Origin of the sequence: Coxiella-like endosymbiont (genome assembly GCF_002871095.1) — a bacterium.
GTDB lineage: Bacteria > Pseudomonadota > Gammaproteobacteria > Coxiellales > Coxiellaceae > Coxiella.
In genome coordinates, this window is sequence record NZ_NSHJ01000085.1 from 1 (window position 1) to 15,086 (window position 15,086).

Here is a 15,086-nt window from a genome sequence, read left to right on the forward strand (position 1 = left end):
GCCTTTGATAATTTCATTTCTTCTTTAAAAATTTCTCTCCCCAAAAGAGTTTCTTGAGTATTTTTGTTTTTGACTTTTTTAATCGTAGAATTCACTTCACATTTATGTTTCTTAATCTCTTCCTGAAAAAAGGTTAATAAAGCTATATTCTTTATTCTTTATTCTTTACAAATCAATTTATTTTAGATTACAAAAATAATTTTTATTAAAAATCTCAATCAAACAAATAAATTTTAGGGAGGGGTTCAAGACTTTATTTTTCCCATGCTTTGTGTTTGTTCTACATTCTTTGTGTTTTTTCTACTAACATCAATGTATCTAAAAAATTGTCTACAAAATTCTCCTTTACACCCCATTGCATTTTCAATAAACTGAGTGTGTCTTTGTGTTATTTAGTTTTTTCTGCATAAGCCTTTTAAAAAATAAAGATGCATCCTTATATACAAAAAAACCATCAAAAATCAGATTTTTAAGAAAAAGAGCTATATTCATTTCAAAAAAAATAATTTTTACCTCTTGATTGATTCGAATCAAATTAAGTGAAAGTTAGAAAAAACGGTCTAAAATATTCCAATATAAGTAATCTACTGATATCAGTAATATATGGTTTATCCATAATATCAAGCATCCTCATTACTTTTAGAGGATCATTAATTAATGTTAATCGAATAACTATATATTTTTTTGTCACATACCCAACTATATATTTTTTCTCACATACCTATTGGTCCACGATATTAAGTTGCTACTTTACAAAAAATTACGGATATCAATATCAATAAAAGAAAAACCGTGTTTGATATTCGGATTTTTTCCATTTCTAAATCATTGAATCTCTTATAAATCATTGAATCTATTAAATTCAAGTTAATATTAAACTCAAATTAATCTCATACCATGAATAAAGAGAAAAGCCATAAAAATTCACTATTTAATTGAGAGGTACAATAAATAAGATTAATTGAGAGGTACAATAAGACACTAATTTAGGCGGTCTCTTAATTTCATTACGTGCACGATTTGTATAAGTCATATACAAAAGAATATCAGTTTCTCATGGAAGAGAATTTTATATTTTAAATCTATAATTTTTCTTTCAATAATTATGAATTAAGTAATGTGATGTAACCAGTTTACTCTTTGAAAAATATTAAAATTATTCTTGTGATTTAATTCCACGCTCAACATGATAAACTGATGAACTTATGAAGAAAAATCTTAAAAAATTGCTAAATCAAGGGATTGAAAAGTTAAAGGCAGAAGGGTTATTGAACTCTAATGTCACTCCGGTACTTAAAGTTACTTATAGCCACAACCCCCAATATGGCGATTTTAGTACTAATTTAGCATTAATAATGGCAAAAACTGTAGGCCTTAACTCACGTGTCTTAGCTGAAAAAATTGTCCATGCCTTACCAGATTCGTCATATATCGCTAAAGTGGAAATTGCTGGCCCCGGTTTTATCAATTTCTATCTTGCGAAAGTCAGTCATCAGAAAATTATTCCTAAAATTTTAGAAGCCGGAGCATATTATGGTAAAAGTCAGATTGGCCAAGGAAAGCGGGTACACATAGAATTTGTTTCTGCTAATCCAACTGGACCTCTTCATGTCGGTCACGGACGAGGAGCTGCTTATGGTGCTTGTGTAGCTAACTTATTAAAAACGATCGGTTATACAGTACATCGCGAATACTACGTTAATGATGCTGGTCGACAAATGGGTATTCTCGCATTAAGTGTCTGGATTCGCTATTTACAGCAATATAAAGAGGATATTGCTCTACCAAAAAACGCCTATCAAGGCCAATACATCATAGATATTGCTTGCGGATTGAAGGATAAATACGGAGATCATTTTCTTTATTCTAAAGAAATGATCCAGGATCTATTGCCCCATGACGTTGAATCAGATCCTGAAAGCCACCTTGACGCATTGGTAAAAGTTCAAAAAGACATTCTTAAAGAAGACTTCTCTATTATCTTTGATATGGCACTTAATAATATTTTGGGAGATATTAAAAATGATTTAGAAGAATTTGGGGTTGTGTATGATGAATGGTTTCTAGAAAGTCGACTCATAAAAAAGAAGCTCATTAAAGAGGCTTTAGATATTTTATATCAACAAGGTTATTTTTACGAGAAAAATGGAACTCAATGGTTTCTAGCAACTGCTTTGGGCGATGAAAAAGATCGGGTCTTAATTCGCAACAACGGTGTACCAACATATTTTGCAGCTGATATTGCCTATCATCTCTATAAATTTAATCAAAAATATGATATGATTATTGATATTTTCGGCGCAGATCATCATGGATACATTCCTCGGCTACGTGCCTTTTTAAAAGCTTTAGGGAAATCTCCTACTAAATTACGAATTCTATTAGTGCAATTTGCCATTCTTTATCGAGGTGACAAGAAAATATCTATGTCAACCCGGGGGGGGAGTTTTATAACTTTACGAGAATTACGCAACGAAGTTGGTAATGATGCTGCGAGGTTTTTTTATATTATGCGTAAGCCCGATCAGCATTTAGACTTTAATCTTGAACTGGCAAAGTCCCATTCAAATAAAAATCCTGTTTATTATATTCAATACGCTCATGCACGAATTTGTAGTGTTTTCCGAAAGCTTAATGTGGCTCAAAAAAAATGGAACTCTGAACAAGGAATGGATAATTTAGATTTATTATCAAGCTCTTATGAAAAAGAATTATTAAGTACTCTGTCCCGTTATAGGGAAACCATCAAGACTGCCGCTATACAACAATCTCCTCATCTTCTTGCTCACTATCTACATACTCTTGCTAACCAATTTCATGCCTACTATAATGCAGAACGATTCCTCATCGAACATGATACATTACGTAATGCGCGATTAAATGTAATTGCTGCGGTGCGCCAAATTATTTTTAACGGTTTAACTCTGTTAGGTGTATCTGCACCAGAAAAAATGTAGAAGCAAAAGATATACAAAATTAATAAAATGATTCATAGTTTTTTGATTCCTACTCTTTTTGTGATTGTTCTCCTTCTCTTACTACCTCTCAGTATAAGTATCTAGATTAAAAATATTTTTTTCAAACTGATGAAGCATCTATGTCCAATACATATTTTAAAACTTATTAAATTTAAAAGTAGTTGGTTTACTTCCAGAGCACTCATGCAAAGTACCTTGCCTCCTACTAATCATACAAATCATGTGCTGCTGCAATTTATTCTCAAGAAAGAAATACTAGAAATACTAAATAATCTTTACTTAGTAGGAAAAATAAAGAACAAAAAAGAATCTATTTAGTTAACAGCTTAATTTATAAGCTAAGAAAAGAACCTAATTTTATTTTTACTTATCGAGATTGATCTATTTTAACAATCTTAGTGAGACGAGTAATCATGCTAATCATGATTAATTTCATTACCAAACAACAACAAATTAGTTTTCAACATTTAGATTTTGAACTAAATATTATCCTAATGTTCGTCAATTGATTGCTAAAACTACACTTAAATTATTAATTATTTTAACTATTATAGAAGTTACAGAAGAACAAAATAACTCTATAAGATTAAAGAACCTTGTACTACACAATGAATTACAACCAAAAAACTCTGTATGGTACAGAGAAGCTTCTTTAGTAAAAGCTGACAAACTTATCTATGTACTTTAGTCCCTATCAACAATCTATTCAAATAAAACAAATAAAACACGTGATTTTACCAATCTACCAAACAACACAACGCATAAAAAACTAATCTCACTCTTAACGGTTATATTGACAAGGCTAAAAGTAATCTTTTGAATATTGCCCTTCTCTTCTTAAGTATTAAATTGTCGCTCACTCAAATGAATTATAATACTATAACTTTAGGGAAAGTTTACTGAGGATAGCTGTAAATATTCATTAGCCAATTTTGTAGATACTACTACTGTATTCTTCCACCTAATTTATTCTCTTTTTTTAAAAGTTTTAACTCAGGATGATTAGCTCTCTCTAGAGCAAATCATCCTTAGGACTAAACAAGGTGTAATAACCATTCATAAAGTACTTTAATTTTTCAAACTAAACCAAATTAGTGATTTTAAAAATATAATAGTAAGATTTACAGGTAAAATGGAAAAAAAACTATGCCTCTAACATGCCTAAAAATAAACTTCAGTCATCTTTATCAAAAAAAATGAAAATTACAATATAAGATTTTACTCCAGATTAACTAAATGATTAGCAGATTTAATATTGATTAATTAATAAAAGATGATTTCAGATAGGATAAATATTAATTTACAACTTATTTATGATGGAGAAAGAAATTATTGATCAATGATATCCTTTTTTATCTGCCACCTGTATCTATGACTTTAGACTATGCTAAAAAATCACTTACTTCCTCGCGTCGTTCGAGCCACAAACTAGTAATTTCGATAATTTTAGTTTTTAGTATCACTACTCTTATGATTTTTTCTTTCTTTATTCACCACCAGACTATAAGTCAGTCACACCCCCATTTTTTTTCCAGCAAAAAAATAAAATTATACTCAACTGTTATAGATCAAGCATCTAATTCATCATTAGTTCCTAATAAATTGGAACAACCCCAATTTGAGTTTTATACTCTTCTTCCTAAAATGGAAGTAACTGAACTACTACCCATGTCACCAACATTATTTGACACTCGAACTGTGATTCCTCTCACCAATTTCATTCTCCAAATTGCTTCATTTAAAAATATAACTGACGCTGAACGACTCAAATCACGACTTAGTTTAAATTTCCCTTGCTACATTCAAATTTACCGTACCAAAAATGGGATAGTATGGAATCGAGTTATGGTTGGTCCCTACCACACTCACCAAGCAGCCGAACGCACTCAAAGTAAGCTTAAGGCTCACTCCATTCATAGTTTATTGTTAAAAGCGGTCCCTTAGACGCTTGAAAACCAGCTCCTCTAACCCCAATACTATGTGGTATATCTACAATCTATGTGGTATACCTCTTCTTGAAGTTTAGGCAGTCGAGAAATAATAGTGGAACAGTTTCGTGGTACTACAATAATTTCTGTACGTAGGAAAGGCAAAGTTGTCATAGGGGGCGATGGTCAAGTCTCAATGAATGGCACTATTTTGAAAGGCAATGCGTGCAAAGTTAGACATCTTTATAAAGATAAAGTGATTGCTGGATTTGCTGGAGGAACCGCAGATGCTTTTACCTTATTTGAGCGATTTGAAGAAAAATTAGAATATTATTCGGGGAATTTAACCCGTGCCGCTGTTGAATTAGCCAAAGACTGGCGGACCGATCGGATACTCCGTCGCTTAGAAGCACTATTGACGGTAGCTGATGCAAAGAAGTCACTTATTATTACGGGACTTGGAGATGTTATCGAACCTGAGCAAAGCTTAATGGCAATTGGCTCGGGTGGACTTTATGCCCAAGCTGCAGCAAAATCTTTATTAAATAATACGGATTTAAGTGCACAAGAAATAGTTAAAAAAGCCCTTACTATTGCTGCCGAGATTTGTGTTTATACCAACCTTCATTTCACAATCAAAGAGCTCGATAGCGAAACTTAACTTTTCATTAAATGGATAAAATTATGACAGATATGACTTCTTCCTCGTTAACCTTGAGTAATCCTGAGCTTCAAATGACGATGACTCCACGGGAAATTGTCGCGGAATTAGATAAATTTATCATCGGACAAGATGACGCAAAACGAGCCGTCGCCATTGCTTTACGCAATCGTTGGCGTCGTATGCAATTGCCGGAAGACTTACGACGAGAAATTTTTCCAAAAAATATTTTAATGATCGGGCCGACGGGTGTCGGTAAAACTGAAATTGCCCGTCGCCTATCCCATTTAGCTGGAGCACCTTTTATTAAGGTTGAAGCCACTAAATTTACCGAAGTAGGTTATGTAGGTCGCGACGTCGAATCGATCATCCGTGATTTAGTGGACGCCGCGGTTAAAATGACCCGTGAAAAAGCAATTAGACAAGTAAAAAGTTTAGCGGAAGAAGCCACAGAAGAGTCTATATTAAATGCTTTAATTCCACCTTCACGAGGAGGCCCTTTCCAAGGGGAGGATACTTCAAGTGACGAAGAAGCAAAGCCGACCGAAAAAAAAGAATCTGCAACAAGAAACTTATTTCGTAAAAAATTACGTGATGGTGAATTAGATAATAAAGAAATTGAAATTGAAGTCAGTGTGCATCCTTCCTTTGAAATTATGGGTCCTCCTGGTATGGAAGAAATGATCAGTCAACTACAAGGAATAATGTCGAATATGTCTAGTCGTCGTACTAAGTCTCGGCGCTTAAAAGTGAAAGATGCTAAACGCATTTTAATCGAAGAAGAAGCAACAAAATTAATCAATGAAGATGAAATTAAATCAAATGCTGTTATGAGTGTGGAACAGAATGGAATTGTTTTCTTGGATGAAATTGATAAAATCGTAAAACGAGAAGGCACCGTAGGTGCCGACGTTTCTCGTGAAGGTGTTCAACGTGATTTATTACCGCTAGTAGAAGGAAGTACTATCTTCACGAAATACGGTATGGTTAAAACTGATCATATTTTATTTATTGCGTCCGGTGCTTTTCATATTGCAAAGCCTTCTAACTTAATTCCTGAATTACAAGGTCGTTTTCCCATTCGAGTCGAGTTAAAAGCCTTAACAGCTGATGATTTTGTTCGCATCTTAACCGAACCTAAAGCTTCACTGACTGAACAATATGTTGAATTAATGAAAACAGAAAATTTTGGACTATCTTTTACTCAAGATGGCATCAAATGCCTAGCTGAAATTGCATATCAAGTAAATAGTCGTTCTGAAAATATCGGAGCCCGCCGATTACATACGATTATGGAACGGTTATTAGAAGAAATTTCTTTTGAAGCAACAGACAAACAAGGAAAGTCAATTATTATCAACGCTGCTTATGTTAAAAAACAACTTGAAAAATTCGTGGAAGACGAAGATTTAAGTCGTTATATTCTTTAAAAGAAAAAGTCTTAAAAATTTTAGTACTTCTATTTTAGTGCTTTTAATTAAATTTTTAATTATTTGAGTTGCAGTAAAAAAAGACTGATTCTCAATATAAATAATTTTAATTAAAGCAAGGTAAGACTTATATAATAGGTTTATATAAATCAAAAGTAGCTTTTTATAACCTAATTTTGCATAATTAATAGAGAAATTTTCTAATGTAATCATGATTTCTCCGTTTAATTGAGATTTTTATTCATAAGCTTTGGTATTGTATAAAAATCCATTGTTCTATTATCGAAAAATAATAGGATTAATCAATAATTCTGTGACAGTTTGAAACAGATAGGTTATAAATAACCAAGAAAATATTATAACCAACAATTTCCCGTATAGGTGATCTATCTCCCCCTCCTTGATCTATAGGGTAAAATAAGCCATCCAAAAGTAATCAATAACACCCTATCCTTTTATTCATATTACAATTGTAATAAAGCAATAATTTGTGTTTTAAGTTAAATTTTAGCTAAAAATAAAGCTAACAAAGAGGCACTAATGCACAATAATGGTGATAATATAGTATTAAAAGTAGTATTGAGATTTTATATTCACTTAAAAACCCATAAGAGATTTAAAAACATTAAGATTGAGATTATATGTTTGAAACAAAGTCAAATATACTAATTAATAAAGAATCTAAAAATATTAATATTAATTAATAAAATTAAATAAGCTATTATTTTACGGCAGACCAATCATTTAGCCACTTAGCATTTAGATCACCTAGATGCACTTAGACACCTAGATTCCTGAATATTATTCTTATGATCATAATAATCATTAAACCACTGGGCTCTCTCTCCTACTAAATCTTTGGTTATTCTTATATGCCACAAGAAGAAATGTCATGCAGAAAGTAAAATAATATAAAGACACCTATTGTCAAATAGGTCAACTAAACTGTTCGCACTTTTTTGCTCTGCTCTAAAAAAAATTCTATCTTTATCATTTAATCGCTTCTACAATTAGAATAAAATACTTAAGACTAGAATATTTTATTAAAATCTATTAAATTTTAATAAACATAGGATCATTTATTTTAAGTGATAATATCAACTACAGTAGTTGTCAAAATAAATTTAAGATAAATTCTATCAGTATTAATGGTATAAAAATCGGTTCTAGCACTTGCCACTTCATCAATTTAATTGAGTAGTGACAAAAGAATAATATTAAAACAAGTCACCAATCACATCGTACTTAGTCTAAATTAACATGAAAGAATCCCCCTCACAAGAAACACTATTTACTATTCCGTAAGTTAGAACCAGAAATCCCATAAGTTGAAAAATATAATTCACTTCACTCAATCAATAACTAAAATATCTACCCCCCTCTATAAAGTCAGATACTAAATAGAGTTCAAAATTATAAGTACAAAATAAACTTCTGTAACAAGATTAGCTTGTGTACTACCCAAATGGATTTAATGTTTCATATAAAGAATGACAATGCAGGCAAATACCATAAAACTAATCACCATACTAAATAAGTATGTAAAATAAACACCTTTTAAACCTTTTCGGAATATTTAAAAATCAAGATTTATAACAGATCAAAAAATTGTTGATACAATTTCTGTGTATGCTGACTACAAGGATTTAAAGATGTTTTATAACAACGGTCTTTTTATGACCCTTAGTTATTAGTAAAGGGTTTTATTACCTATTAGAAGACTTTTATTAAAAATTTTACAATACAATCATCATCTTTCAACCCCAATATTTTATCAAAATCATAATTTTGAAATCTTTTCCAGATATTTATTATTTAGCAGCCATTACTTAGATAATAACGGCCTTACCTAACGCGTTGTTAATACTTAACTCATAAAATATATATTTATTATTAAATTTTTATATAAATTCCCCCCTGAAACTCTTAAGGTTTTTAAATAATCCTTGTTGATCCGGAAGAAGCAGATAGTACTTATTTCAAACAACTTTTAAAATATTCAAAAAATTTCTTACAGAGCTGGACGGACTCCCACCAGTTATCAGACAGATCTTCAAATTTACGTCGGTAAAGTCGGTAGTTACTTTGTTATTCTAAGTAGTTGGTGTTAATAGTAGCCAAATTAGATTAATGACTACAGGAGTGTTAATTATGATAAAATTATGATCATTGATGATTATACTCTGATAACTGAAGTCATAATTGAGAAACTAGAGAATCTCTAGAAAATATTGTAATTCATGATATCACTGTAGAATTAAGTTAGTTTCAAGCCACGCTTTGTTAAGAGATGTATAGATTAAGATAAACTATAGCAATTTATTTGTACTACCCATGAAGAAAAAATACTCCTTCAAAAGGAAAAAAAACCTTGATAATAAAATTTATTATCAACCTAAAATAATTAATGATTGTTTTATAACAACTAATAATTTTTTATAAAATATCATAAGGTTTTTAGATAAGGTTTTTATGACCCGCTGCCCTTCCCTGCCCAAAACCACTAATTTTTTTATTTACGAGAATTTCTCTTATAGATTTAAGATTATTTCCTCATAATAATACTATGGGTCCAAGAATCAATCGGATATAGCCCAAACTTTATTCTTAGGATACTAAAAAAGTAATTTGAATTTCCTAGAAAGAGTTAATAGAAAGAGTTAGTTTATAATATCTTAAGAACTTATGATTGATTAGAAAAGATAAGAACCATTACTAATTTATAATGGAAAAGAATTTATAATGGAAAAGAGACGATCGTTTTATATTGTTTTGAGTAATGATACAAAAAAGCATTTTACACATTCTCTACAAGCCCACAAATAAGTAAAGCTATTACAAAACAATTACAATTTCACATTTGCTTCATCCCTCAAGATATTTATCTCAATGATAAGCAAATAAATTGACAGATATATCTTATAAAATTAAAGCTGATATCTGAAAACCTTTTAAAAATTCTAAAAAAAGTTCTCCACAAACCTTAGAAGAGACTACTAAGTAAGCTTTTTTATATACCCACATTTATTTATATTTAGCACCCTTATGCTTTATTTTAATGATGAATGAAGTAATTCATATTAAATTTCTAATCATACTAACGTTTTGATTATTATAAATAAAGTGTTTTATCTCAGATCCTACAATCTTTACCCCAAAAATCTACAAAAATTGAGAGTGATATCATTGGTAACCAGTTACTCCCCACTAAGCATTCATTAACGATTATGATGACCAATTATGGAAATACTCTTTCAGGCTACAAAATTTCGGGAAATAAACTAATAAATTGTTAATTTTTCTAACCTGACTTATCTTCCAATCAATCTTTTTATCTTATTACCTCTTAATTAGCAATCTATGATTAACCCATGAATAGAATTAAAAAAACTACTCATTTTGGTTATCAAACTATTTCTGAAAATCAAAAAACAAATAAAATTAAAAATCTCTTTAAATTAGTTGAAAAAAAGTACGATTTAATGAATGACCTTATCTCATTAGGCATTTATCGATTTTAGAAAAATTTTTCAATTAAACTTTCTCAATTATGTCCTGGTCATCAAGTTCTCGATCTGGAAAGGAGGGACCGGTAATCTAACCAAACGCATCAGCCCTATAATTGGAAATAAAGGAACGATGATTTTAGCAGATATTAATAAGGCAATGTTGATCATTAGAAAGAATTGACTTGGGGATCAAGGTATTTTCTGTAATATTAAATTTATTCAAGCAAACGCAGAGGTATTTTTTTTCTAATAATTTTTTTGATTGGATCATCATTGGTTTTGGCTATGGCAGCACTTCGTTCTATCTATCAAGCTCTCAAGCCAGGAGGAGTCGTTACTATCTTAGAGTTCTCAAAACCTCATATCCCATTGCAAAATTTTTATGATATCTATTTTTCAAATTATTACCTTGGTTATGGAAAAATATAGCTAATAATCAAGAAAGTTATTGCTATTTAGGAGCATCAATCCAAATGCATCTCGATTTTTAAAAAAACCAGATCAAAATGATAAGTGAGGCGGGATTAGAAGATTACAATTACCACAATTTAAGAGGTGGGTATCATTGCCATTTATAAAGATTATAAATTTTAATGTTTACATTACTACTTTCTAGTTTCGAAAAAATAATAAATGATTAGTTAAAGTTAGATTCCGAGTGTATGCAACGATTATTTCTTTTAGAAAATAAAATTATTCAAATGTAAATTATTGACGGTAATACTGAATTTTTTATTTTACCTACTAAAAAGATTGCCATTCATGACTGTCAACAAAAAGAGATTGACACTATTATTTCTAGTACTTTACTGAATCTCTTTAAAAGAGGCTGTGTGAAAAGCTCAAGTTTTTCATTATTTAACAATCAAATAGAGATTAGAGGATATACTTGGGTCGCTAAAGAAATTCAAGATATTTTAATAGGTGTTAATATCGATTAGGAAGAACATTTATCTAAAATTACTGGCGATATTCTAGCACATCAAATTGGAGTCCCGGTTAGGCGTGCTGCCAATTTCAGTAAATTTTCTATTGAAACCTTTAGAATAAATCTCCAGGATTACTTACAAAATGAATCTCAAATTATGCTCTCTTTAAAAGAGGTTTAATTCTTTATTCAATCTATTACTGATCTGTAAGAGAACATCGATCGCACAGAATCACAAATGCAGCGATTGATGATCAAAAGAATCTGATAGCATGAGATGGATCTTAAAATTAATTCGACTAATTCAAATTAATTGAATGCTTATCCGTTAAGGCTTCACCCCCCAGTGGTTTGGAAATTATCTCCTTGGCTACGAATTTTGAGTGATCTTAACCTTGGAGTTTTACTAAAGAAGATCAACCTGGAAAGAAATTTTTACGTATTATATTAGAGGAACTCGGCCCTATCTTCGTTAAATTCGGTCAGCTTCTCTCCACGCGGCGCGATCTTTTTCCGGATGACATTCCTGACGAATTAGAAAAATTTCAAGATAAAGTCCCACCTTTTCCAAAAAAAATAACAAAATTATTAGTAGCAACTACTTTTAATAAATTAGTTAAGGATGTATTTAATAGTTTTGATGAAAATCCTTTAGCCATCTAGTTCTATTGCCCAAGTAGATGCAGCCACACTTCCTGATAGAAACCAGGTAATCGTTAAAGTGCTGCGACCAAATATAGCACGAACAACTATTCGGCATGACATCACTTTAATGTATTTCGGGGCTAAAATAACACATATATTATGGAAACATGGTGAACAATTGAAGCCGATAGAAATATTCACTGAATTTGAGAAAACCATTTATTACGAATTAGATCTTACACATAAAGCAGCTGTTGAGGTTAGTGCTCCCGAAAATCCTCAATATATTAGTGTAGATTTTGGTATTATGGGATTTCTAACCCATCAAGATAAACGCTACATCACTTAAAATTTACTAGCTTTTTAAAACGAGATTACCAATAAATACCTGATTTTACATGTAAAATCAGGTTAGATTTCCTGAAAACTCACGTATCGATCAATGTGAAATAGCTATCCATACAGTTTGAGAACCTATTTTTGAAAGACCTTTAAAAAATATTTCTGTGAACAAATTATTAATACGATTATTCAAAACTGCTGATCAATTCAATATAGAAATTCAACCTCAATGACTGTGCAATTACAAAAAACTTTTTTTAATCTTGAAAGCCTGAGTCATCACCTTTATCCCGACCTTAATCTTTGGACAACTGCTAAAGCTTTTATTGAACGATGGATGCGTAAAAAATATAGACTAACAGATTGACTTGTAAAAATTGCTAAAAAAACTTCCTACGAGTTTTGCAGCTTTAGCAAAACTGATACTATTATTTCGTAATGTTTTAGATGAGATTTCATTTGCACTAAGGTTTACAACGTAAAGAACTATTATCACCTTTTTCACTTCCTAAAAAACAAAAGCGTAACTTTTTCTTGGATCAGGAATTGCTTTTCTAATAAGCGCCCTCACCAGTTTATTTATTTCTTTAACATCAATCTTCTCTCCCTCTCCAATAGAGTGCTTTTGATCTGAGTGTATTCTTACTCCTAGTGATTTGGATACTCTAATATAGAGAGATCTTATTATAACAAATTATACGAGTTTGATTTTAATCTAATAAATATATCTTTAAGCTTCATTTTAATTACTACAACCTTTGACTCTCCTAACAACAACCTATTCTTCATCAAACACACTCTTTTGAGTGTCGGCGATCACCACTTCAATAAAATACAAATGCTCATTTCTAGACAAGAAATTCCTATTAAAAACCCATCTTCTAAAGCCCTCGCATTTTGAGCGAGTCAGACTTGAACTCACCTGAATCTGAACAGCCGAAACCGGTTTGACCTTAAATCAATCACTTCGTCGTTTATAAAAAACACTCGATAACCACTATTTTAAAGATTAGTTGGGCACCTGTTACACATCCTGATAATCTCAAAAAATCTACAAAGCCAATATCCATCGATCATAACGTTATTTTTTAACCCGATAATATCTTCGGCAATCTAAAAAATATTTTCTTCTCACCTTTCTTAATTGCAGACTAGCTCAAAAGTTTCTTTACAAATTTAAGCTTACAAAAGTAAACGCGAAGATAATTTTCTTTAAATAGTCTCTGAACAAACTAGATAACATCCATCACCATATCGATTATTCTATTGATTTTTATACCCATCAAGGCGACCATTTCTTTAAATGGCTATGAGACGACCAACTACTTTTTTTCTCAAGGGATCCCCTGAATTCATTCAAGCGCATTCCTTCCTTACTTAAAACGTCACCTAATTTAACTATTAGTAGTTGCATTCTAACTACATCCCGCCCACCTGGTTTAAATCAGATCCTATAAAAACTACTTATACCTTATACTATAAAATCTCCCAAAAATTGCTATCATAGTACTCATCAGCTATCCAAGATTTAAAACCCTATCGTAAATGGAAACCCTTTAGAAAAATCTAGGGGGATATAAATCTTTTCACATCGCCATATCAGAGGTGTCTCTAGAATAGTTTCACCTCCTCACTCAAATCTATATGGACTAAAGAAACCTCACCCATTCATTCAAAATGGTAACTAAATTCTTTGATCGAAGTCCCACTCCTTAAAAATATTTTTATCGTCAAACTTTTTAAGGTCACGTAAACGTCCATCATCCAGGAAATTGAAAAATATATTACCCTCTTTGGAGTCTTGATCTTTAAAAAAAATTCAATCATCTCCATAAAAGCACACTCCCTACAGAAATTAAATGAGTGTCACCAAAGGTGATTTTATCATTTACAACCTTAATCCAGATAAAAAAACTTATATAAACTAGGTAAAATACGTATACAGGTACAGCCATTGGTATAAATCTTCCTTTTCTCACGCCCAAATAGTCTCCTAAGTGAACAAGGATTTTCTCTAGTTATACGATATTAGTATAAAACCCTTAAAGTATTGAACAATACTTAAGATTCGATTTTACAATATCCTGTCTCAGGATTTCTTTGAATTTGTACGCTGTATTTAAAAATATTGAGCTTCTTTCTTAATGATTTTCAATAATCTTCGTTATGGCTATTGAACGATTCCACTTTCTGATGACTCAAAATTTAAGTTTAAATGTTTTAATTTGGATTTTTTATTGTGCTACTGAAGTTACTGACCTTTACTTTTTATGATGTTGGCGCTTTGAGTCGTTATAAATAATACCCGATCAATTCATTATACTTAATTTAAAACCTCTAAGACTTTAGAATCTGCAACATTGGCTCAGTGACTTTTCTATCGATCGATCATTGCTCGATAATCTATAAGCATTAAGGATAATCTGGGTGTACTTGAAAAAACTTGGTACGAGACACGTTGTAGCCTTATCTGTAAATCAAGTTTATCTGCTCATTTTACGTTCTTGAGTACATCCAACATTTAATAACTTCAGTCTTCCCCCCCCCAGGGGGTATCAATACAAGTAAATTCATACAATCCATTATTAGCAAATTTTTGATTTATACGAGCGATTTTTTAAAACCTACTACTGTACTGAACACCTACTGATAGGGGCTTACAAGC

8 protein-coding genes are annotated in these 15,086 nt (G+C 31.1%); all 8 read left to right on the forward strand.

The genetic code is table 11. From position 1 onward, the window contains the following. Window positions 1-1,205 precede the first annotated feature (1,205 nt). The 8 genes from argS (at window position 1,206) to CLERM_RS03945 (ending at window position 12,788) form a co-directional block, all read left to right on the forward strand. Window positions 1,206-2,957, forward strand: a complete 1,752-nt coding sequence (gene argS, locus CLERM_RS01295; protein WP_102156804.1) for an arginine--tRNA ligase — start codon at window positions 1,206-1,208, stop codon at window positions 2,955-2,957. A gap of 1,392 nt (window positions 2,958-4,349) precedes the next feature. Continuing rightward, on the forward strand, window positions 4,350-4,922 hold the full coding sequence (locus CLERM_RS01305; protein WP_145996289.1) for an SPOR domain-containing protein: 573 nt from the start codon (window positions 4,350-4,352) through the stop codon (window positions 4,920-4,922). 99 nt (window positions 4,923-5,021) lie between these two features. Further along, the gene (gene hslV, locus CLERM_RS01310) at window positions 5,022-5,567 is read left to right on the forward strand and encodes an ATP-dependent protease subunit HslV (RefSeq protein WP_102156807.1); all 546 of its coding nucleotides are present in this window, start codon (window positions 5,022-5,024) and stop codon (window positions 5,565-5,567) included. A gap of 74 nt (window positions 5,568-5,641) precedes the next feature. After that, window positions 5,642-6,997, forward strand: a complete 1,356-nt coding sequence (gene hslU, locus CLERM_RS01315; protein WP_102156809.1) for an ATP-dependent protease ATPase subunit HslU — start codon at window positions 5,642-5,644, stop codon at window positions 6,995-6,997. A 3,371-nt stretch (window positions 6,998-10,368) separates the two neighbouring features. Beyond that, window positions 10,369-10,518, forward strand: coding sequence for a class I SAM-dependent methyltransferase (locus tag CLERM_RS04040; RefSeq protein WP_241538079.1), 150 nt, complete (start codon window positions 10,369-10,371; stop codon window positions 10,516-10,518). A 273-nt stretch (window positions 10,519-10,791) separates the two neighbouring features. Further along, window positions 10,792-10,935, forward strand: a complete 144-nt coding sequence (locus CLERM_RS04045) for a class I SAM-dependent methyltransferase (protein WP_241538080.1) — start codon at window positions 10,792-10,794, stop codon at window positions 10,933-10,935. A 1,211-nt stretch (window positions 10,936-12,146) separates the two neighbouring features. After that, window positions 12,147-12,428 carry an AarF/UbiB family protein gene (locus CLERM_RS03890; RefSeq protein WP_241538081.1) on the forward strand — a complete coding sequence of 94 codons (282 nt, stop codon included), beginning with the start codon at window positions 12,147-12,149 and terminating at the stop codon, window positions 12,426-12,428. A 222-nt stretch (window positions 12,429-12,650) separates the two neighbouring features. Beyond that, a complete protein-coding gene (locus CLERM_RS03945) occupies window positions 12,651-12,788 on the forward strand; it encodes a hypothetical protein (protein WP_195909778.1) in 138 nt (45 codons plus the stop codon). The last annotated feature ends 2,298 nt before the right edge of the window (window positions 12,789-15,086 follow it).

Coding starts and splice junctions, on each gene's coding strand:
- CLERM_RS04045 (WP_241538080.1), top strand. CDS start 10,792: ATGGCAGCACTTCGTTCTATCTATCAAGCTCTCAAGCCAGGAGGAGTC.
- CLERM_RS04040 (WP_241538079.1), top strand. CDS start 10,369: ATGAATAGAATTAAAAAAACTACTCATTTTGGTTATCAAACTATTTCT.
- CLERM_RS01305 (WP_145996289.1), top strand. CDS start 4,350: ATGACTTTAGACTATGCTAAAAAATCACTTACTTCCTCGCGTCGTTCG.
- hslU (WP_102156809.1), top strand. CDS start 5,642: ATGACGATGACTCCACGGGAAATTGTCGCGGAATTAGATAAATTTATC.
- argS (WP_102156804.1), top strand. CDS start 1,206: ATGAAGAAAAATCTTAAAAAATTGCTAAATCAAGGGATTGAAAAGTTA.
- CLERM_RS03945 (WP_195909778.1), top strand. CDS start 12,651: ATGACTGTGCAATTACAAAAAACTTTTTTTAATCTTGAAAGCCTGAGT.